Origin of the sequence: Vibrio anguillarum (assembly GCF_001989995.2) — a bacterium.
Classification (GTDB): Bacteria; Pseudomonadota; Gammaproteobacteria; order Enterobacterales; family Vibrionaceae; genus Vibrio; species Vibrio anguillarum.
Genome location: NZ_JAHGUP010000027.1, coordinates 144,334 through 169,810 on the forward strand (window position 1 = coordinate 144,334; position 25,477 = coordinate 169,810).

Consider the following 25,477-nt stretch of genomic DNA (forward strand, 5'->3'; position numbering starts at 1 on the left):
TTATCCGCCTATCTCCATGTCTTCGAATAAAAAGCGTAAGAATATAATTCCATTATTTACACTCAATTACCCTAAATTAAATTCCCTAAAAAAATGGTGTGTAACTCGGTACTATTTTTTTGTGAAGCAAGACAAAGTTACGCTTTAAAACTCACCTTAGAATTTATACAGATATCTGAGCAAGTGAGCATTTATGTTCACTTAATAATAATTAAAACTTTTCATTTAACGTATTTAATTGAAGTTCCAATAACTTTTTATTCTTTCACCCCTAATAGATAATATTTTAATGGGCTGGAAGACTGAAGAACATTAGCCGCTGAACACACTCAGAATCTCGTTGTTCTCTGAGTGTAAGGAGATCGCTATGACAACCCAAACTGTATCCACGGAACCTAAAGGTGGCTTCTTTGCTAACTTTAAGTTTCCTTCCGCTTACACCATCCTTTTCATTCTAATTGCTCTTGTGGCCCTTTTAACCTGGATTGTGCCTGCCGGTCAGTATCAGCGCACCATGAATGAAGAACTGGGCAAAGAAGTGCCTATTGCGGGAACTTATCAACACGCAGAAGGTAACCCACAAGGGGTGATCGATGTGTTGATGGCACCGATTGACGGCTTTTATGACCACAACAGCTACGAAGCTGCCGCGATTGACGTGTCTCTGTTCATTTTAGTCATTGGTGGCTTTTTGGGCCTAGTGACCAAAACAGGTGCGATTGATGCGGGCATTGAACGCGTAACAGCGCGGCTTGAAGGGCGTGAAGAGTTGATGATACCCATCCTGATGGCGCTGTTTGCCGCAGGCGGTACGATTTACGGTATGGCGGAAGAATCCTTACCTTTCTACACCTTACTCGTACCTGTGATGATGGCCGCTCGTTTTGACCCACTGGTTGCCGCCGCTACCGTACTGCTTGGCGCGGGTATCGGTACGCTGGGCTCCACTATCAACCCGTTTGCCACCGTAATTGCGGCCAACGCAGCGGGCATTCCGTTTACTGATGGCATAATGTTGCGCTTAGCAATGTTAGCTGTCGGTTGGGTTATCTGTGTACTGTACGTGATGCGCTACGCGAAAATGGTGCAAGCAGATCAAAGCAAATCGATTGTGTACGACAAGTACGAAGAGAACAAAGCTCACTTCCTTGGCAACCAAAGTGGAGAGAAACTCGAATTCACCGCCACCCGCAAAGTTATTTTGACCATTTTCGCGGCCGCTTTTGGCGTGATGATTTATGGGGTATCTGTTGCTGGATGGTGGATGGCTGAGATCTCAGCCATGTTCTTGGGCGCAACCATCATTATCGGTTTAATTGCTCGTATGAGTGAAGAGGAATTCACCACCAGCTTTATTGATGGTGCACGAGACCTATTAGGCGTAGCGCTGATCATTGGTATCGCACGCGGCATTGTGGTGATCATGGACCGCGGGATGATCACCGACACTATTTTGTTCTCAGCCGAGCAAATGGTTACTGGCCTTTCATCCGTCATTTTTATTAACGTAATGTATTTACTGGAAATTCTTCTCTCCTTCCTTGTACCTTCGTCTTCTGGCCTTGCGGTATTAACCATGCCCATCATGGCTCCATTGGCTGACTTTGCAGGCGTTGGTCGCGACCTTGTCGTCACGGCTTACCAATCAGCTTCAGGGATAGTCAACCTCATCACGCCAACCTCTGCGGTAGTGATGGGCGGCTTAGCAATTGCTCGCGTACCTTATGTTCGCTGGGTGAAATGGGTCGCACCACTGCTAGGCATATTGTGCGTATTCATTATGCTATCTCTCAGCCTAGGTGCGATGCTATAGCGCCAAACTGATGAACGATATGTCGTAGGTGAAAACCGCGTCACATCCTTTAAAAGCCGCATGATTGCGGCTTTTTTATTGGCAGGCCGACTTAAGCTCATTGGCTGCGCAGCTACTCAACTCTAAACATGATACGTTAGCCAAATCAGGAAATGATGGCTTTCAACATCGTTAGATAGCCATTAGTTTTGATGGCTATTTTTTTATAGCAATCGGCTGGGATAAATAACCACTTTTGGTGACTAAATAAAATGCGGCCGATATTCCTTTATCACCAAATTCAGATCGCCTGCTATTTCATCTCTCATTTTCCGTCCTCTATTACGCCCATTCAGACAAAACATCTACATTAGAAAGCCTGCGTGAGATCAAGTTTTATTAAGAAAGTTATGTTAACACAGCCCATTTCTTCGACTCATATTCAACTATATACCCTTTTCAAGTGCATATTCTTAACCAATTCGATGAATTATCGATGTGTTTTTGGTGCATAAAATTCCCAACCAAAATACCGATCCTATATGGAGTAGTGCTGCGTGAGATTTAAATTGAATGAACATCCATAAAAAAAGCAGTAATAAATATGACACTCACAATATAAACACTGCATAAACATTGTTAAAAAACTCTTATTTTAGCCGAATTTCAATATAAATCATTCTGTGATGGACCTCTAAGAACATATACAGACCAAGGGTAATATTAATTGCAGAACAAAGAAGTGAATAAATAAATTCATACTGAATTCCCTACAGAAATAATTATGTATTTATCCAGAACAAGTTGAATTTAATGTCAAAAATATAACGGCATAAATGCATATAAATTAAGAGAGATACTATTATGAGTAAGTTATATGTTGGTTCTGAAATTGGTCAATTACGTCGAGTTCTTGTTCACCGCCCAAGACGCTCACTCACTCACTTAACACCATCCAACTGTCACGACCTTTTGTTTGATGATGTATTGGCCGTAGAGCGTGCGGGGAAAGAGCATGATGCGTTCACACAAACGCTACGTGACCAAGGTGTTGAAGTTTTACTGCTGACCGATCTATTAGCCGACACGCTAGCGGTTCCCGTCGCAAAAGAGTGGCTGCTTACTCAACAAGTATCGGATTACCGCCTTGGCAAAACATTTGCGAATGACGTGCGCTGCTACCTCAGCGATCTGCCAAACCTTGAATTGGCAAAAATCCTGACAGGTGGTTTGTCTTACGCTGAAATGCCAATGAAATCCTCTTCAATGATGCAAGGCTTGCATGCACCAACCGATTTCATCATTGAACCACTGCCAAACCATCTCTTTACTCGCGATACGTCTTGCTGGGTATACGGTGGCGTGTCAATCAACCCGATGGCAAAACCTGCACGTCAACGTGAAACCAACCATGTGCGTGCGATTTACCGCTGGCATCCAAGCTTTGCGGGCCAAGACTTCATTAAATACTTCGGTGATGACGAGAGCATTAATTACGATAATTCAACCATTGAAGGTGGCGACGTTCTTGTGATTGGCAAAGGTGCAGTACTGATTGGTATGTCTGAGCGCACCACAGCGCAAGGTGTTGAACACTTAGCTGCGGGCCTATTTAAACATGGCCAAGCGAAGCAAATCATTGCGATGGAACTACCAAAACACCGCTCTTGCATGCACTTAGATACCGTCATGACACACATGCGTGAAGACACCTTCTCTGTTTATCCAGAAGTGGTACGCAAAGATGTGAAATGCTGGAGCCTCACAGGCGATGAGTCTGGTGCCGTGAACGTGAAAGAAGAAGGTTACTTCGTTACCGCCATCGAAAAAGCACTTGGCGTTGACAAGCTCAACCTAATCACAACGGGCGGTGACAACTTCAATGCAGAACGTGAACAGTGGAACGATGCAAACAATGTCCTAACCGTCAAACCTGGCGTAGTGATTGGCTATGAAGGCAACACCTATACCAATGAAAAATACGACAAAGCAGGCATCACTGTTCTGTCTATTCCTGGTGACGAATTGGGTCGTGGCCGTGGCGGTGCACGCTGCATGAGCTGCCCAATTGAGCGTGACGGTATCTAGCCCTTAGGTTAATCAAATGGGTTGAGGCAAATTTCCTCTGCACGCCTCAACCCACCTTAGAAGAGATAGAATTATGAGCAAACAAACCGTTGTTGTTGCATTAGGTGGAAACGCGCTACTTCGTCGTGGTCAGCCATTAGAAGCAGATGTTCAACGTCGCAACATTGAAATTGCAGTCAAAACCATTTCCGAAATAGCCAAACACTATAACGTGGTGCTGGTGCATGGCAATGGCCCTCAAGTTGGCCTGCTGGCACTACAAGGTCTCGAATACAAAAAAGTAGCGCCGTACCCACTCGACGTATTGGGCAGTGAAACTCAAGGGATGATTGGCTACATGTTGATGCAAGAGTTCAAAAACATGCTGCCTGAACGCAATATTTCGTGCATGTTGACCCAAATGATGGTCGACCCGAAAGACCCTGCATTTGCCAACCCAACCAAACCGATTGGCCCAGTTTATCAAGAAGCAGAAGCGCGTGAATTGGCTGAGAAATACCACTGGACAGTCAAACCCGACGGCCAATACTTCCGCCGTGTGGTTCCGAGCCCTCAACCGATAGGTATCGTCGAACATGATGCGATTTCCCAGCTTATCAGTGCCGGTCATTTAGTGATTTGCACTGGTGGTGGCGGTATTCCAGTCAAACGTGAAAACGGCAAATTAGTCGGTGTAGAAGCAGTGATCGACAAAGACATGTCGGCTGCCTTTCTTGCCAAACAATTGAACGCCGACGCGCTGCTGATTTTGACCGATGCTGACGCCGTTTACCTTGATTGGGGTAAACCAACCCAACATGCGCTGCGCAGCACAACGCCAAGCGAGCTTGCCAACTATCAATTTGATGCCGGTTCTATGGGGCCCAAAATTGAAGCCTCGTGCGAATTCATTCAACAAGGCGGGAAAGTCGTTGGGATCGGTGCGTTAGAAGATGGCCTACGCATCTTAGAAGGCACAGCAGGTACCAATATTACGCGTGACTAAAACATTGTTTTTAAAATCTATTTTATAAACCGAATCTGTTTTTAACTTTAAACAACTGTTTTTAACTTTAAACAAATATTAACGCTTTCTTCCACCCTTTCATCAGAAGCAAGCGTTGCAAATGAGGAAAAGATCATGGCTTTTAACTTACGCAATCGTAACTTTCTAAAACTTCTTGATTTCACTCCACGCGAAATCCAGCACCTATTGGATCTATCACTTGAGCTGAAAAAAGCCAAATACAACGGTTATGAGCAGCCTCGTCTCAAAGGCAAAAACATTGCACTTATCTTTGAAAAAACCTCAACTCGCACTCGCTGTGCATTCGAAGTAGCGGCGTTTGACCAAGGTGCTCAAGTCTCCTACTTAGGCCCATCAGGTTCACAAATTGGCCACAAAGAATCGATGAAAGATACCGCGCGCGTCTTAGGCCGCATGTATGACGGCATCGAATATCGCGGCTTTGGTCAAGAGATCGTTGAAGAGCTTGGTGCCTACGCTGGCGTACCAGTATGGAACGGCTTAACTGACGAATTCCACCCAACACAAATTCTGGCTGATTTCCTTACCATGATCGAACATGGCCGTGGCAAACGCCTCCATGAAATGAAATTTGCCTACCTCGGTGATGCACGCAACAACATGGGTAACTCCTTGATGGTGGGCGCTGCGAAAATGGGCATGGACATTCGCCTTGTTGCACCAAAAGCGTTCTGGCCAACCGAAGAATTAGTCGCGGAATGTCGCACTATTGCAAAGCAAACAGGCGCGAAAATTACGCTTACAGATGATGTTCAAGAAGGCGTTCAAGGCTGTGATTTCCTTTACACCGATGTTTGGGTATCGATGGGCGAAGCGAAAGAAGCATGGGCAGAGCGCATTGAATTGATGCTGCCTTACCAAGTGAACATGGCAATGCTAAAAGCCACTGGTAACCCACATGTGAAATTCATGCACTGCTTGCCTGCTTTCCACGGCGAAGATACCACCGTTGGCAAAGAGCTTGCGAAAAACTACCCAGTGCTTGCCAAAGGCGTTGAAGTGACCGATGAAGTGATTGAATCTGAGCATTCCATCGTGTTCGATGAAGCTGAAAACCGCATGCACACCATCAAAGCCGTGATGGTGGCCACCTTAGGTAACTAACTTAGGGCAGCTAACTTAGGTAACGAATAGTAGATAATGAATGTAGGCGATGAATCGTCTACTTCATCTCTTTGATGTTGAATCGATGCGAGCTTGAATAAAGCTCGCATTTTTTTTCAGTCAATAACACTCACAAATCGCGCTTATGCTTTAGCTGTAAACGCGTAGTAAATAACATCGAAATTAAGCTAATTTCGCATAAAAATCCATTTTCTGGATATTTTCCAAAGAGTATTGCCAGCGTGTTTTTTGTCCGTATAATCCTTCGCAATTTGTCTAAACGGAGCAGAAAATGAACCGCAGCACTCCCCATCAACGCCATCCATTACACCCGGCGCCGGTCGAGTTAGCTGTTTTGTTTTTCTGTTCTGAACGTTATTGAAGCCTCCTATTTTAGGGGGCTTTTTTTTTAAGCAAAATTTCGCAAAGGCTAGTAGCCAAAGCGAACCATACAGAGGGAAGACACGTTATGGCGCATTCGTTATTTAACAAGCACATCATTTCCATTCCAGAACTGAGCCGCGCGGAACTGGAGCTGATTGTTGAAACCGCAACAAGGCTTAAAGCGGAACCAAACCCTGAACTTCTCAAAAATAAAGTAGTAGCAAGCTGCTTCTTTGAACCTTCTACACGTACCCGTTTGTCGTTTGAAACGGCAGTGCAGCGCCTAGGCGGCACAGTGATTGGTTTTGATAATGGCGGCAATACGTCACTTGCCAAGAAAGGGGAAACCTTAGCTGACTCGGTGCAAGTTATTTCCTCTTATGTCGATGCATTTGTTATGCGCCACCCACAAGAAGGCGCTGCACGTTTAGCCTCTGAGTTTTCCAACGGCGTCCCCGTAGTCAACGGTGGTGATGGAGCTAACCAACATCCAACTCAAACCTTGCTCGATCTGTTTTCCATTTATGAAACGCAAGGCAGGCTCGATAACCTTAACGTCGCGTTCGTCGGCGACTTAAAATATGGCCGCACCGTCCATTCGCTCACCCAAGCCTTATCGAAATTCAACAATGTACGTTTCTTTTTTATCGCCCCAGAAGTGCTGGCGATGCCAGATTACATTTGCGAAGAGCTCTCAGAGGCTGGCATTGCGTTTAGTTTGCACGCCAGCATTGAAGAGGTCGTGCCTGAACTGGATGTGCTGTACATGACGCGCGTACAAAAAGAGCGCTTTGATGCATCCGAATACGCACACATGAAATCGGCTTACATCTTAACCGCAGAAACATTAAAAGAAGCGCGCCACAATTTAAAAGTGCTGCACCCACTGCCTCGGGTCGATGAAATCACCACCGATGTCGATAAAACACCTTACGCCTACTATTTCCAACAAGCCGAAAACGGCGTTTATGCGCGTGAAGCTTTATTAGCCCTTGTTCTTAACCCAACCTTATAAGTAGGAGATAACATCATGGTAAAAGAGACCCAATTGCAAGTTGAAGCGATTCGTAACGGTAGCGTGATTGACCATATCCCTGCCAACCTTGGGATCAAAATTCTCTCTTTGTTTAAGTTAAATGAAACCAATCAACGTGTGACGATTGGCCTAAACCTACCCTCTTCTGCGTTAGGTAATAAAGATCTGATTAAAATAGAAAACCTTTATCTCACCAAAGAGCAAGCGAACCAATTAGCACTGTATGCCCCGAAAGCCACCGTCAATCAAATTGAAGAGTATAAAGTGGTCAACAAACTGACCCTCACTTTGCCAGAGCGAATTGACAGCGTATTTCGTTGCCCAAACAGCAACTGCATCTCTCATGGCGAGCCTGTCGAGAGCCGCTTTAAAGTGCAGCTCAAACAAGAGAATGTGCATCTCAAATGCCACTATTGTGAGAAAGTATTCTCGCGCGAAATCATGACTGAACGTTGCTAAAACAGCACTAAGCGCGCATCCATCGCGTTTACAGCCCTGCGAGCCTCCAGCGTCCTAACTCGGCGCTGGACAACTTCCGAATCTTGCATATTTCCGTGCATATTATTCCATCAAATCAACATAAAACGCCAAAAATCAATCGGTAATCTAGTTTATTATTTGGTGATCCCCCGCAAAAAGCGACACATTGATTAATGTTAAGCTACAGGCATCAATAATAATCCCCCACCACTTATAGAGGGGAAAAGAGCAATGCTCAACCGTTGCGCCATTGGCGTCAAACATAACGTGAACTCACACTCTATGGCTTTGGGAGTGTGCTGGCATGGTAAGGATCACCGATACCCCAGACGCAGTAGCGTGTATAAAAGGAACCGCCCGTGAACAGAAAAATCCCCCACGGCGCAATGCAAACCGATGACAAAACGTTAGCTTCCGCTTGTAAAAAAATCCTACAACAACAAAGTTTTGCTAACCAAAATGAGCTACGACTCAGGCTAATAGAGCTCGGCTATGAGGGCATTAGCCAATCCACTGTGTCACGCTTGCTTTCCCAACTTGGTGTGGTGAAAGTGCAAAATGCGTGCGGCAAAAAAGTATACTGCATTACGGTCGAAACCGCGCCAGTGCGTGTTGAGTCATCTATCGCCTCACAAATTGAGTTTATCACTCACAATCAATCCACTGTGGTGGTAAAAACGCATCCTGGAAGTGCTCAATTGGTCGCACGATTGGTTGATATTGATCCCCACACTGAGATTTTAGGAACGGTCGGTGGTAATGACACTGTGCTTATTATTCCCAAAGACATCAATAATATTGAAGCGTGTGAAGCGGTGGTGAAAACTCGCCTAGGTGTCGCTTAACCCCCATCGCCCAGCCAAGTGAGGTCCACAACCTCACTTGGCTTTTCTCGCTTCACTGCCTCATCAGCGACGATTTTTCCATCACTGTGAAACTTATTGCGCCGAAAAGCGGTCTGATTGGGTTAAGATGACACTCACCTAATGAAGACTCGATTTTTGTATGCGCCTACTCTTTTCCTTTGTACTGCTAGCTCTGCTGACACTTTCCCAACCTGCGTTAGCAGTCTTCGGCAATGACAATCCATTCAATAGTGGTAACAACCTCGGTTTGGCCTCAGCCGACAATCAATTTGTCCCAGTTGACCAAGCGTTTCCTTTTCATGCCGAGCAGCAAGGTAAGCAGGTCTTCTTAGATTGGCAGGTCAAGCAGGGCTATTACCTCTACCAAGATCGGATCAGTATCAGCGCCGAAAATGCGCAGCTTGGTGAAATAGAGATGCTCGATGGTCAGCCATATCGTGATGAATTTTTTGGTGATGTAAAGATCTATACTGAACCACTGTTTGTCGATGTACCGCTCCTCAGTGCAGCAGCGAACGCCAAATTAATTATCCAGTACCAAGGGTGTGCAAAAGCGGGCTTTTGCTATCCACCAGAAACGCGAATTATCGACCTTCAAGCTGTGGCAAGCGATACTCGCTCTGACAACAACACGGCGGCCAATATGGCGAAAAGCGAAACAGCTTCACCAAAAGCGCCCGTGGCTGAACAAGACGGGCTAGCAAGCCGCCTCGCCGATTCTTGGTGGACACCGCTGCTCTTTTTAGCACTTGGCGTTGGCCTAGCCTTTACACCTTGTGTACTCCCTATGTACCCGATCCTCACCAGTATCGTGCTTGGTCGTGGTCAACTTTCACCACGGCGCGCGTTGATTTTGTCGTTTATTTACGTGCAAGGTATGGCGCTCACTTATACCGTACTTGGCCTAGTCGTCGCTTCGGCTGGGTTACAATTTCAAGCCGCGATACAGCACCCTTATGTACTGATTGGTCTCAGTACCCTATTTGTGCTACTCGCCTTGTCGATGTTTGGCGTTTATACCTTGCAACTGCCAAGCAAAGTGCAGACGTGGCTAAACAGCCTGAGTAATAAGCAGCAAGGCGGTAGCAGTGTTGGTGTGTTTGCCATGGGCGCGATTTCCGGTTTGGTTTGCTCACCGTGCACCACCGCGCCTCTTTCTGGCGCGCTGCTGTATGTCGCGCAAAGTGGCGACCTATTCACGGGGGCGATTGCACTGTATGCCTTAGCAATGGGCATGGGGATTCCACTGATCTTGGTCGCCGTATTTGGTAACAAACTACTCCCCAAAGCCGGTGGCTGGATGGAGAGAGTCAAAACACTGTTTGGCTTTATTTTACTGGCTGCGCCGATATTCTTACTTGAACGCTTATTACCACCAGTGTGGTCAACGGCGCTCTGGTCCGCGCTTGGGATCGCCGCGTTTGGTTGGCTCTATCATTGTAAAAACAGCTTGCCGTTTGGTGGCTGGAAACAGAGCATGGTTGGCATTATTGCGGTATTGGGTCTGTTTGCTTCAGCGCAACCTGCACTAGATGTGTGGTTTAAGCCAGAACAAACCAACCTAGCAAGCCGTAGCCATGTCGAGTTCATTCGGGTGAATAATATTGCCGAGCTCAACTTGCAGTTGAGCCAAGCCAAATTAGCAGGTAAACCCGTCATGCTCGATTTCTACGCCGACTGGTGCGTGGCGTGTAAAGAGTTTGAAAAGTACACTTTCCATCAGCAAGAGGTCGCGCAGAAACTGCAAAACTTTGTGCTATTGCAAGCGGACGTCACCAAAAATCAGCCACAAGATATTGAGCTGCTCAAGGCGATGAACGTGCTAGGGTTACCGACGATTGATTTTTGGAATGCGCAAGGTGAACGCGTTTCAAACGCACGTATCAGCGGTTTTATGCCAGCCGATCGCTTTTTAGCACACCTCATCGCCCATCAGCTTTAAGGTTTACCGATTATTGCCGACTGTTTGAGCAAGCCATTGCAACCGTCGGCAATAATAGCGCGTGAACGCCATCACTTCTTCTCGAACCGCCTGACATACACCACTCTCAGATCAGGCTCAGTCACTACTAAGTATCAGACAAAAAGTGGATACAGTTCAGACTTTTAGCGTATAAAGATTGTTCAGCGAGAGATCGCGGTCAATAATCGATTTAACGACATTGCTAAAAGTGTAAAACGTCATGGATTCGACCTACACCATCATCATTGCTGACGACCACCCTCTGTTTCGCAATGCGCTATTTCAATCGGTGCATATGGCGATAAGCGGTGCCAATTTATTGGAAGCGGATTCGCTAGATGCCCTGTTAGCCTTATTAACCAAACAGAGCGATGTGGATTTGCTGCTGTTGGATCTCAAAATGCCAGGCGCAAATGGGATGTCAGGGCTCATTCACTTGCGAGCCGAATACCCTGATTTACCGATTGTGGTGATTTCAGCCAGTGAAGAGCCTTCGGTAGTAGCGCAAGTAAAAAGCCATGGCGCGTTTGGCTTTATTCCGAAATCGAGTGACATGCGCGCGCTGATCGCAGCACTCAATCAAGTCCTAGCCGGTGACCCATTTTTCCCTGAAGGGCTAATTGCCAATCACGCCGCGTGCAATGATTTAACCAAGAAAATTGCCGCCTTAACCCCGCAACAATACAAAGTATTAGGCATGCTCTCTGATGGGCTACTCAACAAACAAATCGCCTATGAGCTTAATGTTTCTGAGGCGACCATCAAAGCGCACATGACGGCTATTTTCCGTAAACTTGGGGTTAAAAACCGCACTCAAGCAGTAATTTTACTCAATGAGTTGGGCGAGTAGTCGGCTACTCGCTCGCTTCATCTAACGTTTCTTCTAAAGGTAATCGCAAGCCGACTTTGGTTGCTTGCCAATCGGCCACATCCGCTACCACCAGATACAGACCTTGCCATTCAAAATGGTCACCCAGTACTTGTGTGGCTCCGAGCTCTTGGATCAGCAAATCGTTGAGCGTCATCTCTTGATTGAGGTGCTCAATCGTCAAACCATAGTAGGCTGCGACATCAACGAGTTTTGCATCCACATCCAAAAAGAAGTCACCAAAGAAGCGCTCTAACGAGGCTTTTTCTGGCGCTTCACTAAATAGGTTGCTCAGTGATTCGAGATCTTTCTCCTGTGCTAACACGCACAAGACATCGCCCTCTTGCAACTTAGTGCTGCCCGATGGGTGAAGCAGTTGCTCGTCACGAAACACGGCGGTAATACGTGTTCCTTCAGGCATAGAGAGGTTGCGTAATGGCTCACCAATACACCATTTATCTTGTTTGAGTTTATAGACCAACATTTCCCATTCGCTGCACGGGTATATCTCAACACCGGTACGTGAAATTGGCTCAGGTTTGGGCGGTAGTTCAACGCGAGCCAAAGCGGCCGCTTTCATCAAGGTTCCCCCTTGCACCACTAGCGACACCATCACCACGAAGAAGGCTAAGTTGAAATAGAGCTGCGCATTCGGCAAACCGGCCATCATTGGGAAAACCGCTAAAATAATGGGTACAGCGCCGCGCAGTCCAACCCAAGAGATAAACCACTTTTCACGCGCAGTAAATGCTTTGAATGGCAATAAACCAATCCATACAGAAATGGGGCGCGCAAACAAAATCATACCAAAGGCGAGCGCAAAGCCCGGCACCGCAATGGTCAGCAATTCAGAAGGTGTGACCAATAACCCAAGCACCAAGAACATGCCAATTTGGCTAAGCCACGTCATCCCATCCAGTACGTTCAAAATGGAATAGCGGCAACGAGTCGGTTTATTGCCCAGTAATAAACCCGTCAAGTAGATGGATAAAATACCACTGCCGCCGAGTGAATTGGACAGCGCAAAGATAATCAAACCGCCACTGATGGCCAAAATGGAGTAGAGCCCTTCTGGAAGTTGATTGCTATTAATCAGCTTCCAGAGCAGCCAACCTCCGGCTAATCCAAATAAAGCCCCGAGGCCAAATTGCTGGATAAAACTCAGCAGCAAGAATCCTGCGCTGAGATCATCGCCTTGGCTACCCAGTACCGCAATTAATGTCACGGTTAAAAACACCGCCATTGGATCGTTAGTGCCCGATTCAATCTCTAACGTTGAACCGACGCGCTCATTCAAGCTTCGTCCTTTCAGCAGAGAAAAAACCGCCGCCGCATCGGTTGAGCCGACAATCGCACCAACCAATAGGCCTTGTAGCAACTCCAAATTAAACAGCCATGCAGCCATTAACCCCGTTAGCATAGTGGTAATTGCTACCCCAATCGTCGCTAATGAGACTGACGGCCAAAAGGCAATCCGAAAACTGGCAACGCGGGTACGCATGCCGCCATCCAATAAAATGATAGCGAGCGCTAAGTTACTGACTAAATAAGCAATCGGATAATTATCAAATAAGATGCCACCGGGGCCATCCTCCCCAGCCAACATACCCACCAATAAAAAAACGAGCAGAATAGGAATTCCTAACTTAGAAGAGACTGGACTTAACAACACACTTAATGCAATCAGCAAAGCACCTACGAGAAAAAAACCATTGATAGCGATTGCATCCATATTCCTTCCTTATTGATTTAATTATTATTGATTGAGTAACCAACATAAATTCGCGTTCCATTGTGCCTTAGTTTAATCCGTTTTTAAGACAACTTTATGTAAACATTGATCGTTTTTATCGCGGCATGAATAACCAACCACATAAAAAATCGTTAACTCGCCATGAGCGATTTTCCAATCAAGAGCTTATGATCTTATACTTTTGGCTAATTTAACATTTTCTCAACATAAGAAAGACCTTCAAAACTGAGGAATTTCAATTAGTTACAATGAATTGGAAAAAACAACCTCCCGACTAAAGTTGCACAGACCCACCACCCTTTCACTGCTATCTTAATTTCGTAACATTAAATTAACACTACGATATGCAAACCGAAGGAGAAGGTCATGGCGTTCCAATCAACCGAACATGCTCAAGCCTACTGGAAGGAAAACTTGGGAATTATGGGCTCACTGCTGGCAGTGTGGTTCTTGGTATCATATGGTGCAGGCGTTCTTTTCGTCGACGCACTTAATACGATTCATTTAGGCGGGTTCAAACTAGGGTTCTGGTTCGCACAACAAGGGTCCATCTATACCTTTGTCGCCTTGATCTTTATTTACGTTGTGCGCATGAATGCGCTCGACAAGAAATACAACGTGCAGGAAGACTAAGAGGTTTACGAAATGGATATTCAAACTTGGACGTTTATTCTGGTCGGTATTACGTTTGCACTCTATATCGGCATTGCCATTTGGGCCCGTGCAGGATCGACCAGTGAATTCTATGTTGCTGGCGGTGGTGTTCACCCTGTTGCTAACGGCATGGCAACCGCAGCGGACTGGATGTCAGCCGCTTCGTTTATCTCAATGGCGGGTATCATCTCGTTCATTGGCTATGATGGTACCGTGTACTTGATGGGCTGGACAGGCGGCTATGTGTTATTGGCACTTTGCCTTGCACCTTACTTGCGTAAATTTGGCCAGTTCACCGTGCCAGATTTTATCGGTGAGCGATACTACTCAAAGACCGCGCGTATGGTGGCGGTATTTTGCGCCATCTTTATCTCGTTTACTTATGTTGCGGGGCAAATGCGCGGCGTCGGCGTGGTATTCTCTCGCTTCCTCGAAGTAGATATTAACGTTGGTATCGTCATCGGTATGGGGATCGTGTTTTTCTATGCGGTACTCGGTGGCATGAAAGGCATCACTTATACGCAAGTTGCACAGTTCTGCGTGCTCATTTTCGCCTTCCTTGTTCCCGCCATTTTCACCTCGATCATGATGACAGGCAACCCTCTGCCACAGATTGGTATGGGCTCAACCATTACTGGTACCGATGTTTACCTACTCGATAAACTCGATGGCTTAACTCAAGAGCTCGGCTTCACCGCTTATACCGAAGGCAACAAGAGCAAGGTTGACGTGTTCTTTATCTGCGCAGCCTTGATGGTGGGTACTGCTGGTCTTCCTCACGTCATTATTCGCTTCTTCACTGTGCCTAAAGTGCGTGATGCGCGTATCTCTGCGGGTTGGGCATTGCTGTTCATCTCTTTGCTATACACCACAGCGCCAGGTGTTGCTGCTTTTGCTCGCGTGAACATGATTGAGACCATTAATGGCCCAGACATGCAAGGCGTACCCGCAACAGACGCGCCTACTTGGTTTAAAAACTGGGAGAATACTGGCCTTGTAAGCTGGAAAGATAAGAACAACGACGGTCGTATGTTTTACTCCGGCGATGAGCGCAACGAGATGAACATTAACCGTGACATCATCGTATTGGCGTCTCCTGAATTGGCAAAACTGCCAAACTGGGTGGTTGGCTTACTCGCCGCTGGGGGTTTAGCTGCTGCGCTTTCGACAGCTGCAGGTCTTTTATTGGTTATCTCGACGTCAATTTCTCACGACTTATTGAAGAAAGGCTTCAAACCAAACATGACCGATAAACAAGAGCTGTTAGCCGCACGCTTAGCCGCCATCATTGCGATTGTGGGTGCTGGTTACCTAGGCATTAACCCACCGGGGTTTGTGGCTCAGGTGGTAGCGTTTGCCTTCGGCTTGGCAGCCGCCTCCTTCTTCCCGGCCATTATTTTGGGCATCTTCTACAAGAAGATGAATAAAGAAGGCGCGATCGCGGGCATGGTCGCAGGGATTATCTTTACTGCAACCTACATCATCTACTTCAAATTCATTAACCCGGCAGCCAGCACGCCAGATAACTGGTTGTTTGGTATCAGCCCTGAAGGCATTGGTACGTTAGGTATGTGTTTGAACTTCGTGGTATCGATTGTGGTGAATAAATTTACCGCAGAAGTTCCAACCGAAGTGCAAGAAATGGTGGAATCAATCCGCTTCCCGAAAGGCGCGGGGCAAGCTCACGACCACTAATCTTCACCTGCGAGCGTCATGCTCGATGTTCGCTCCGCAGTGAAGTGTGATAACAACCATAAAGCCGATGCCCACGCATCGGCTTTATGCTGCATGCTTAATTGACTCGATTCAACAACGCGCGCAGTTTGAGTGGTTTTATTGGTTTGGGAATAAAGCTAAAGCCATTGGATTTAATCGCATCCATCATCTCTTCAGTGCGATCAGCGCTGATGATGACCCCTTCAAAGCTATCTCCAAGCCGCAAGCGACACTGCTGCAACACTTCTAAACCAGTGCGACCATTATCTAAGCGGTAATCCGACAAAATAACATCAGGCAACCAATTGTTTTCTAATGCTTTCAGGCTTTGCAGTAAGTCCGCTGCTACTTTGACATCACACCCCCACCTTGCGAGCAGGTCGTTCATGCCAACTAAAATATCAGCTTCGTTGTCCACACACAGTACGCGCAGATGATTGAGATCAGATGGCATACCTTGTTCTATCGCCAGTGTCGGAGCCTGTTTGACAGCTTCAGCGCGCGTCAAAGAGAGCGAAAACACGCTGCCTTTTCCATGCCAAGAGCGCATCGAAATTTCATGACCCAGCACATATGCAATGCCTTTTGAAATCGCTAAACCGAGCCCCAAACCTTGGTCAGAACGGACTTGACTACCACGGTTAAACTCTTCGAAGATTTCTTGCTGCTTATCTTGCTCGATACCAATGCCATTATCCCAAACATCAATCCTGACCTGATCTCGCACTCGGCGTACACCCAGCACCACTTTACCTTTAGGGTTGTAGCGAAACGCGTTAGTGAGAAAGTTTTGTACCACGCGACGTAATAATTTAGGGTCAGACATCACATAGAGCGAGGATGGGATCACTTTAAAATCAATCCCTTGCTGCTTAGCTAAGGCGCTAAATTCAGCGTTAAGATTCGAAAATACATCATTAATAGCAAAGCTATGAGAATGCACATCGAGCTTGCCGGACTCTAAACGTGAAATATCCAGCAAATCACCAATCAGATCTTCAGCCGCGCCCAGAGCACTCTCTATATAACCCGCCAACGTTTTCACTTCCGTCTCTTTGGCCACCTCCGAGAGCGAAGAGGCAAACAGGCGCGCAGCGTTCAACGGCTGCATTAAATCGTGGCTGACAGCGGCCAAAAAGCGCGATTTTGATTGCGATTCTTGGTCTGATTTTTGAGTTGCCGCCACCAAACGTTTATTAAGGGTTTCAAGCTCTAGGGTTCGTTGGTGCACGCGCTCTTCCAAGGTTTCATTGGCCTCTTTTAATGCCTGCTCCGCCTCGCGAAAAACGGTGATGTCGCTAAAGCTCATCACAAACCCGCCGCCAGGCATCGGGTTGCCTTGCACTTCAATAACTCGTCCATCAGGACGAATACGCGCCGAGGTATGTCTGGTTCCTTGCTCAAGGTGATACACCCGCCGCCGCACGTGATCCTCAGGGTCACCAGGGCCGCATAATCCGTGTTGCGCGTTGTGCCGTATCACATCCGCAATCGGCCGCCCCACTTGAATCAGCCCAGCGGGAAACTCAAACAGTTCGAGATAGCGTTGATTCCACGCCACCAGCCGTAACTTTTTATCGACCACGGTAATTCCTTGACCAATATGCTCAATGGCCCCTTGCAATAAGCCGCGACTAAAGTCGTACAGCTCGGATGCTTCATCAACAATGGTCGCCACTTCCTCAAGTTGCATGTTGCGCCCTTGCAGTGCGGAAGTGAGCACCAATTTGGCCGAAGAAGCACCAAACACCCCCGCTAGCACTCTTTCTGTATGACGGATTAAGGTAGATGGCGCTTGTTGGTTAGGCAGTAACGTCTCTCGCTGCTGGCTCCAATATTGGCGAAAGGCAGTGCGAACACGAGTGCGCCCCACAAAACGAGCGGCCAACATTTCAAGCTCAGCCACTGTCACGCGGCTTTGATACAAGCTGAGATTCTCACTCTCAGGCAGCGGCGTACCGACAAAAGAAGCCGATTGCAAACGCTCACTCAAACTCGGACGAGTCACCATAGAGACAACAACGTAGCAGAATGTGTTGAGTGCAACACTGAGCATCATGCCCCAATCTGAGTTTTTCAGCCCCATCTGCACCAACCAATCCGGCGGGGTGATCATCCATAACAGAACGTTACTTTGTGCATCGCCCGCCAACATCTCCGTTTGGCTCATTAAGGTTACTAGCCACACAGTAAAACCGACCGCCAATCCAACATAAACGCCTTTGCGGTTGCCTTCACGCCAGTACATGCCACCAATCAATGAAGGGGCAAATTGGGTAATCGCCGCAAATGAGAGAAAACCGATCGCCGATAAAGAACCAATCGCATCCAACGCTTGATAAAAACCCCAAGCGCCAAGCAGCAGCAATAGAATCAACCCGCGACGGATGTTGAGCAACAACCCTGATAAATGACGGTAGTTGCGCTGAGTTAAGCGCATGCGGCGCAGCAGAAGCGGCATCACCAAATCATTAGAAACCATGATCGCCAATGCAATGGTCGAGACAATCACCATGCCGCTGGCCGCTGACGTGCCACCTAAAAACGCCAGTAGCGCTATCTGCTCTGCGCCCACCGACATAGGCACGCTAAGCACATAAGTATCGGCGGGGCTGCCACTTAACAAACTTTGCCCAACCCATGCAATAGGTAGAACAAATAATCCCATTAAAGTCAGGTAAAGAGGAAATAACCAGCGTGCCGTGTGTAGATCTTGCGCGCGTTCATTTTCTACCACCATGGTATGAAACTGACGCGGTAAGCAGATGATCGCCATCATGGTTAATACGGTGTGGATCAACAGCGTTGGCCAGTTGGGCGCTTGATACGTCTGCTCGGCAATCGCACTTAGATCAACCGTTTCACGGCTTGAAGCCAGATAAATGATGAAACCGCCCACGGTTAAAAAAGCGACCAATTTAACAATCGATTCAAACGCAATCGCCATCATCATGCCGCGGTGGTGCTCGGTGTTATCAATATGCCGTGTACCAAACAGCATGGTAAATAGCGCTAAAGCCGCGACCACAAACCACGAGACGTGATAATTCTGATAACCAAATTGCGTAGCGAGGTTGGGGGCGACAATCTCAAGCCCCATAGTGATGCCGCGCAGTTGCAAGGCGATGTAAGGTAAAATGCCCACCACGGCAATCAAAGTTACGGTTACCGCTAATCCTTGCGATTTTCCGTAGCGAGCAGCAATAAAATCGGCGATGGAGGTAATATGTTCGCGCTTCGCGATCAAAATCAGCCGCGCCAACATACGCCAGCCAAGGGTAAACACTAAAATAGGCGCAATGTAGATAGGCAGAAATGACCAAGGGTTGCTAGCCGCTTGACCCACAGTGCCGTAAAAAGTCCAAGAGGTGCAATAGACTGCGATCGATAAGCTGTAGATCCACGGTCGCCATTTCGCCAGCCATTGGCTTTGCCTATCACCATACCAAGCGACGAGAAACAGCACGCCTAAGTAAGCGAGCGAAACGGGAACGACGATCCATCCTTGCATTTGATATCCTTATCGGTTCAAAAAAGCCTCTTCAAAGAAGAGGCTTCATTTAACTAAGGATAATTTTTAATCTCAATCAGTTAAGGTTAATTCTGTGCTTCAGGCGTAGCTTTCATTACCTCAATACCTGACACGTTAGATGAGGTCGGTTCGACTTTGATCAATAGCGCTAAGATACCCATTGCCGCCATCGCCCAAAATACATTCGCGCCCCAGCGTTCATAACCCCAGCCACTCAAGGTAGTCATCAACGCAATAAATGCCCCAAGTGGAATGGCGTTATACAGCGCTTGCATAGCCACCATTTTGCTTTGCGGTGCGTGCTGAATGTATTGAATCGCCGCTATATGCGCCATCGCAAACGTCACCCCATGCAGCAGTTGAATCGTCCCCAACGCAAGCAGCGCGGTGGTCGATGCCATAAGCCCCCAGCGCACCACAACCCCGATCGACGCGGCAACAAATAGTGTGCGTAGTGACCACCCTGAAAAAAGGCGTTTGCTGAGCGCAAATACCGCGACTTCAGCGGCAACCCCAAGGCTCCATAAATAACCGATTAGCTCTTCCGAATGCCCCGCCGCTTTCCAGTGAATCGAACTAAAACTGTAATACGCCGCGTGACTGCCCTGTATTAGCGCCGCTAAAATCAAGAATTTTATCACTGGCCATTCACGCAATAACTGCGTCAGTTTCGGCCGGACGGCATGTGCATCACCAACCGTCACGGGCATTGGGTTGGGATTGCGCAAGCTAATCAATAGCGAAACAAACACCCCAGCCAAGGCGGTGTAGAGGATCATGTCAGAGCCATAACGTGCCACAAGTACGCCAACCACGGTAGAACCAGCGATAAAAGCCACCGACCCCCATAAGCGGGTGCGACCATAATCGAGCATTTTTAAGCGTGCATAATAGTTAGCCATCGCATCAGATAGCGGCACCACGGGGCCACAGCAAAGGTTAAACAACACAGTAGCTAATGCCATCAGCCAGAAACTGCCGCCCGTAAAAAAGTGAAAACCAATAAATAAAAACGCCGCCAAACTTAACCAACGCAGTGCTGGTAGAAGAAGCTCGGCCTTATGGATACGCGGCGTAATCACAAAGTTAGCGACGCAACGCGTGGCAAAGCCCATACCGATTAATACGCCAATATCGGTTGCAGACACACCTTGGGTTTCAAACCACAGCGCCCAAAATGGCAAGTAAACGCCATACGCAAAGAAGAAACCAACAAAGTACTGCGATATCCAACCATATGGAGAGGGGTTAAGCATGATTCATCCTGAACAAAACGAGGGAGAGAAAACGGCGGTATTATGCAGGCAGTTTAAGATTCTAAAAAGGGAAGTTTACTGATAAATCTGTTTCCTTATTCACAACCTTGCGGGTCATATCACTCATTAGACCAAAGTCGTCTGGAGGTAGTGGCGATTTTTGTCACACTTAGATAGGAATTTCTTCTGAGTGACGATCGTTATGCCTGACAAATTCAACATGCAGTCACCGCCCTTTGACCGCTTAACACCGCCGCAGCAACAGCGACTTCGCTCATCCTTGGATGTGGCGTATTTTCGTAGCAACGATCTGCTGCAGGCCAGTGGTAAAGCCAGCCTGTATCTGCACGTACTGATCAAAGGTGCGGTCGAAGAACGCTCGCCAGATGGCAAAGAGATTTTTGCTCACTACGCCAACGATGACATGTTTGATGTACGCGCACTGTTTGAAGAAAAAGCCAAGCATCAGTACGTGGCGCTGGAAGATACCTTAAGCTATCTGCTGCCGAAAGCCGTCTTTCTCGAACTGTATAATGACAACGGTCAGTTCGCCGCCTACTTCGACAATAACCTCGCCAAACGCCAGGCTCTGCTTGATGTGGCGCATCAGCAGAAGAATTTAGCCGAATTTATTTTAACTAAGGTTGATGACTCGATTTACCATCCACCGATGATTTTAAGCCCAGATCAACCGCTCAACCAAGTAACCCAGCAATTACGCGATAACGGAGTTGATGCGGCCTTAGTTCGTCTTGCCGAGCATGATCAACGCTTAATCGAAAACCCCAGCGCGCACCCTTATGCTATCGTCACGCGCACCAATATGCTGCATTCCGTTATGCTCGATAACCACCCGCTCGATACCCCTGTTGGGGAAATAGCTACCTTTCCTGTGCTGCACATCAACGATGGCGATTTTCTGTTTAATGCGATGATCGCCATGACGCGCAACCGCATAAAACGGGTGATGGTGTGTGATGGCCATCAAGCCGTTGGCATGCTGGACATGACACAAATTCTCAGTGCTTTCTCCACTCATTCTCACGTGCTGACGTTAAGTATTGCTCGCGCTAACTGCGTAGAAGAGTTAGCTCTCGCCTCCAACAAACAGCGGCAACTGGTTGAAAGCCTAATCAACAATGGCATTCGCACTCGTTTTATTATGGAGCTGATTTCAGCAGTCAATGAACAGATCATCGAAAAAGCCTTTCATTTGGTTGTGCCACCCGCGCTGCATGATCACTGCTGCTTGATCGTACTCGGCTCCGAAGGCCGTGGAGAGCAGATCCTCAAAACCGACCAAGATAACGCGCTGATCATCAAAGATGGCTTGCAGTGGCATCAAATGGGGGTGGTCATGGACACGCTCACCCACACCTTACAGCAGCTCGGCTATCCGCTTTGTCCAGGCAATGTGATGGTCAATAATCCCAAATGGGTTAAAAGCCAAACTGAGTGGAAAACCACGCTTAGCCAATGGGTGAAAGCGGCCAAACCCGAGCAAGTGATGGATATTGCGATCATGGCCGACGCACACGCCGTCGCGGGCAACAAACACTTATTGGCCCCTATTAAACAGCACTTGAGCCATTTAATGGCCGACCAAGAATTGATTTTGATGGAGTTTACTCGCCCCGCGCTGAGTTTTTCTGTGCCACTCACGCTGTTTGGCACCGTAAAACACTCCAAATCTGGCTTAGATATTAAACAAGGTGGCATTTTCCCGATTGTGCATGGCATTCGCGCCCTAAGCCTTGAACATCAAGTTCAACAAAACAACACCTTTGAACGCATCGAGGCGCTAGTAGAGCAACGGGTTTTGGAAAAAGAAACCGCCGATAATCTCAGTGAAGCGCTCAAACAGTTCTTTAAATTGCGCTTAGCTCAGCAACTGAGCAATCAACACAGCACCAATAAACTCGATTTAAAACAGCTCGACCGAACCGAGCGTGACCTGCTCAGGCACAGTTTACACGTGGTGAAAAAATTCAAGCAGTGGCTTGGCTATCACTATCAAATTCGCGAATAGTGGAGGCGAACAATTGAATTGGTTTACACGCCATTATTGGTTTCACAAGCTGAAAGACTCGCCTTATCAGCCGTTGTTTGCGACGCCGATGCAAGGGGAATATGTGTCGCTCGATTGCGAAACCACCAGCCTTGACCCGAATCGCGCCGAGTTAGTGACGATTGCCGCCACCAAAATTATCGACAACCGTATTTTAACCAGCCAGCCATTTGAAGTGCGTTTGAGCGCGCCACAATCGCTCGACTCGGGTTCAGTCAAAATCCACAAAATTCGCCATCAAGATCTGGTCGATGGCATCGACGAGCAAGAGGCCATCACTCACCTATTAGACTTTATCGGCAACCGACCTTTAGTGGGCTATCACATTCGTTATGACAAAAAAATCCTCGACCTCGCTTGCCGACGACATTTAGGCTTTCCACTGCCCAATGCTCTCATCGAAGTAAGTCAGATCTATCATGATCAGTTAGAGAGAATGCTGCCGAACGCGTACATCGACCTCAGCTTAGAGGCGATTTGTCGCCATCTCGACTTGCCGATGCAGGATAAACACGACGCGCTGCAAGATGCCATCGCCGCGGCATTAGTGTTTGTGCGCTTGACCAAAGGTGATCTGCCTCCCTTTGTTGCACCTTACTCGCGCTAGCACTTACCCCACACTCATCCTAAAGTCTAATTGTAGAAAATCGCACTCTGACTGACAGTTACCCACATACAGATTTTCCTTTCAGCGCAATTTGATCGCCAATCAACAGGGAAATTGTTCAAATTCACAAGGAGAAAAGCAATGAGTGAAGCCCACGTTTATCCGGTAAAAGAGAACATTAAAGCCAAAACACATGCGGATAATGACACTTACCTAGCGATGTACCAACAATCAGTGACCGACCCAGAAGGCTTCTGGAGTGAACACGGCAAGATTGTGGATTGGATTAAGCCTTTCACTCAAGTGAAACAAACCTCGTTTGATACTGGCCATGTAGATATTCGCTGGTTTGAAGATGGCACATTAAACGTCTCCGCCAACTGCATCGATCGCCACCTTGCCACTCGTGGTGATGAAGTGGCGATTATCTGGGAAGGTGACGATCCGGCTGACGATAAAACCCTCACCTTTAAAGAACTCCATCAACAAGTGTGTCGCTTTTCTAATGTGTTAAAAGATCAAGGAGTACGCAAAGGAGATGTGGTCTGTCTTTACATGCCAATGGTGCCAGAAGCAGCCGTTGCGATGCTCGCTTGTACTCGAATAGGCGCAGTGCATACTGTGGTGTTTGGTGGCTTTTCACCGGAAGCCCTTTCCGGTCGCATCATTGATTCCGATTCCAAAATAGTCATCACTGCCGACGAAGGTGTGCGTGGCGGTCGCGCTGTGCCCTTGAAGAAAAACGTCGATGAAGCCTTGACTCACCCTGAAGTGAAAAACATCAGCAAAGTGATCGTCTTTAAACGCACTGGTGGCCAAATTGACTGGCACGAACATCGTGATGTGTGGTGGCATGAAGCAACCGCAAAAGCTTCCGACCACTGCCCAGCCGAAGCCATGAAAGCGGAAGATCCCCTCTTCATTCTCTATACCTCTGGTTCAACGGGTAAACCCAAAGGTGTGCTACACACAACCGGTGGCTACCTTGTTTACGCGGCGATGACCTTCAAATATGTGTTTGACTATCAGCCGGGCGAAGTGTTTTGGTGTACCGCCGATGTGGGCTGGATCACTGGCCACACCTACTTGGTTTACGGTCCTTTGGCCAATGGTGCAAAAACCGTTCTGTTTGAAGGGGTTCCCAACTACCCAGATACCAACCGCATGAGTCAAGTGGTGGATAAACACCAAGTCAACATTCTTTACACTGCGCCGACCGCTATTCGCGCCTTGATGGCGAAAGGCAATGAAGCCGTCAAAGAGACGTCACGCACCAGTTTGCGCATTATGGGTTCGGTGGGAGAACCGATTAACCCAGAAGCGTGGGAGTGGTACTACAAAACCATCGGTAACGAAAAATCACCGATTGTCGATACATGGTGGCAAACCGAAACGGGTGGCATTTTAATTACGCCACTGCCGGGCGCGACGGCACTTAAACCGGGTTCGGCCACACGACCATTCTTTGGCGTGCAACCTGCCTTGGTTGATAACATGGGCACCATCATTGAAGGAGCTGCCGAAGGTAACTTGGTTATTTTAGATTCATGGCCGGGCCAAATGCGCACCGTTTATGGCGATCATGACCGTTTTGAACAAACCTATTTCTCAACCTTCAAAGGCATGTATTTCACCAGCGATGGCGCACGCCGTGATGAGGATGGCTACTACTGGATAACGGGCCGTGTGGATGACGTGTTAAACGTTTCTGGCCACCGTATGGGCACTGCGGAAATTGAATCAGCTTTGGTTGCTTTTGATAAAATTGCAGAAGCGGCAATTGTCGGCGTGCCACACGATATTAAAGGCCAAGCCATTTATGCTTACATCACCTTAAATGATGGCGTCTACCCCAGTGCCGAGTTGCACAAAGAGGTCAAAGATTGGGTACGAAAAGAGATTGGCCCAATTGCAACGCCCGATGTACTGCACTGGACCGATTCACTGCCCAAAACCCGTTCTGGCAAAATCATGCGTCGTATTTTGCGTAAAATCGCCACCGGCGACACAAGCAACTTGGGCGATACCTCGACACTGGCCGATCCTAGCGTAGTGGATAAATTGATCGCCGAAAAAGCAGAATTGTCTTAACGCTAACGATTCTACCTGCCGCGAGGCATTGAGATGATTAAGCCGTCACACTTGTGGCGGCTTTTTCTTTCCCTCTCAGTTCTTCTCATTCTGTTAACTCGGTTGCAGAATTAAATGAGTAAACTATCTGATAAGACCAGTAAATTGCTGCCATTTGCGCTGAATTAGCTATAATCTTGGGCAATTTCTTAA

General features: G+C 47.5%; 17 protein-coding genes. 14 read left to right on the forward strand and 3 right to left on the reverse strand.

Translation table 11 applies throughout. From position 1 onward, the window contains the following. The first annotated feature begins 367 nt into the window (after positions 1-367). The 9 genes from PL85_RS08130 to PL85_RS08170 all read left to right on the forward strand — a co-directional run bounded on the left by PL85_RS08130 (position 368) and on the right by PL85_RS08170 (position 11,590). Positions 368-1,813 (forward strand): YfcC family protein, encoded by a 1,446-nt coding sequence (locus PL85_RS08130; protein WP_026027156.1) that lies wholly within the window; start codon positions 368-370, stop codon positions 1,811-1,813. A gap of 843 nt (positions 1,814-2,656) precedes the next feature. Continuing rightward, positions 2,657-3,880, forward strand: coding sequence for an arginine deiminase (arcA, locus tag PL85_RS08135; RefSeq protein WP_017046788.1), 1,224 nt, complete (start codon positions 2,657-2,659; stop codon positions 3,878-3,880). Positions 3,881-3,953: 73 nt separating this feature from the next. After that, on the forward strand, positions 3,954-4,865 hold the full coding sequence (arcC, locus tag PL85_RS08140; RefSeq protein ID WP_013855827.1) for a carbamate kinase: 912 nt from the start codon (positions 3,954-3,956) through the stop codon (positions 4,863-4,865). A gap of 135 nt (positions 4,866-5,000) precedes the next feature. Further along, positions 5,001-6,011 (forward strand): ornithine carbamoyltransferase, encoded by a 1,011-nt coding sequence (locus PL85_RS08145; RefSeq protein ID WP_013855826.1) that lies wholly within the window; start codon positions 5,001-5,003, stop codon positions 6,009-6,011. A gap of 469 nt (positions 6,012-6,480) precedes the next feature. Further along, entirely contained in the window at positions 6,481-7,410 is a 930-nt protein-coding gene (gene pyrB / locus PL85_RS08150; RefSeq protein WP_017042200.1) for an aspartate carbamoyltransferase, read from the forward strand. A gap of 15 nt (positions 7,411-7,425) precedes the next feature. Continuing rightward, on the forward strand, positions 7,426-7,890 hold the full coding sequence (gene pyrI / locus PL85_RS08155) for an aspartate carbamoyltransferase regulatory subunit (RefSeq protein ID WP_017042201.1): 465 nt from the start codon (positions 7,426-7,428) through the stop codon (positions 7,888-7,890). Positions 7,891-8,297: 407 nt separating this feature from the next. Beyond that, positions 8,298-8,756, forward strand: coding sequence for an arginine repressor (locus PL85_RS08160; RefSeq protein WP_088718009.1), 459 nt, complete (start codon positions 8,298-8,300; stop codon positions 8,754-8,756). A 160-nt stretch (positions 8,757-8,916) separates the two neighbouring features. Continuing rightward, positions 8,917-10,719: a protein-disulfide reductase DsbD gene (locus tag PL85_RS08165; protein WP_115339361.1), complete on the forward strand. Its 1,803-nt coding sequence runs from the start codon at positions 8,917-8,919 to the stop codon at positions 10,717-10,719. Between the two features lie 241 nt (positions 10,720-10,960). Further along, complete coding sequence (locus tag PL85_RS08170) at positions 10,961-11,590, forward strand: response regulator transcription factor (RefSeq protein ID WP_094500620.1); 630 nt, start codon at positions 10,961-10,963, stop codon at positions 11,588-11,590. Between the two features lie 4 nt (positions 11,591-11,594). Here the strand turns inward: PL85_RS08170 and PL85_RS08175 are convergent, their stop codons facing one another. Then, the gene (locus tag PL85_RS08175) at positions 11,595-13,340 is read right to left on the reverse strand and encodes a potassium/proton antiporter (protein ID WP_094166247.1); all 1,746 of its coding nucleotides are present in this window, start codon (positions 13,338-13,340) and stop codon (positions 11,595-11,597) included. 387 nt (positions 13,341-13,727) lie between these two features. Between PL85_RS08175 and PL85_RS08180 the strand changes: the two genes are divergently transcribed. Both PL85_RS08180 and PL85_RS08185 read left to right on the forward strand, forming a co-directional pair. Continuing rightward, the gene (locus tag PL85_RS08180) at positions 13,728-13,994 is read left to right on the forward strand and encodes a DUF4212 domain-containing protein (protein WP_013855818.1); all 267 of its coding nucleotides are present in this window, start codon (positions 13,728-13,730) and stop codon (positions 13,992-13,994) included. Positions 13,995-14,006: 12 nt separating this feature from the next. After that, positions 14,007-15,710 carry a sodium:solute symporter family protein gene (locus tag PL85_RS08185; protein ID WP_017048884.1) on the forward strand — a complete coding sequence of 568 codons (1,704 nt, stop codon included), beginning with the start codon at positions 14,007-14,009 and terminating at the stop codon, positions 15,708-15,710. Positions 15,711-15,807: 97 nt separating this feature from the next. Here PL85_RS08185 and PL85_RS08190 read toward each other — a convergent pair whose 3' ends face one another. Further along, entirely contained in the window at positions 15,808-19,242 is a 3,435-nt protein-coding gene (locus PL85_RS08190; protein ID WP_115339362.1) for a PAS domain-containing hybrid sensor histidine kinase/response regulator, read from the reverse strand. 86 nt (positions 19,243-19,328) lie between these two features. Beyond that, positions 19,329-20,519 (reverse strand): 3-phenylpropionate MFS transporter, encoded by a 1,191-nt coding sequence (locus tag PL85_RS08195; RefSeq protein ID WP_115339363.1) that lies wholly within the window; start codon positions 20,517-20,519, stop codon positions 19,329-19,331. Positions 20,520-20,721: 202 nt separating this feature from the next. Here PL85_RS08195 and PL85_RS08200 point away from each other — a divergent pair, with 202 nt between their 5' ends. From PL85_RS08200 to acs, 3 genes are all read left to right on the forward strand, one after another. Further along, complete coding sequence (locus PL85_RS08200; RefSeq protein WP_115339898.1) at positions 20,722-22,548, forward strand: DUF294 nucleotidyltransferase-like domain-containing protein; 1,827 nt, start codon at positions 20,722-20,724, stop codon at positions 22,546-22,548. 13 nt (positions 22,549-22,561) lie between these two features. Next, entirely contained in the window at positions 22,562-23,194 is a 633-nt protein-coding gene (locus PL85_RS08205) for a 3'-5' exonuclease (RefSeq protein WP_026027882.1), read from the forward strand. 141 nt (positions 23,195-23,335) lie between these two features. Further along, entirely contained in the window at positions 23,336-25,285 is a 1,950-nt protein-coding gene (gene acs / locus PL85_RS08210; protein ID WP_115339364.1) for an acetate--CoA ligase, read from the forward strand. Positions 25,286-25,477: the final 192 nt, after the last annotated feature.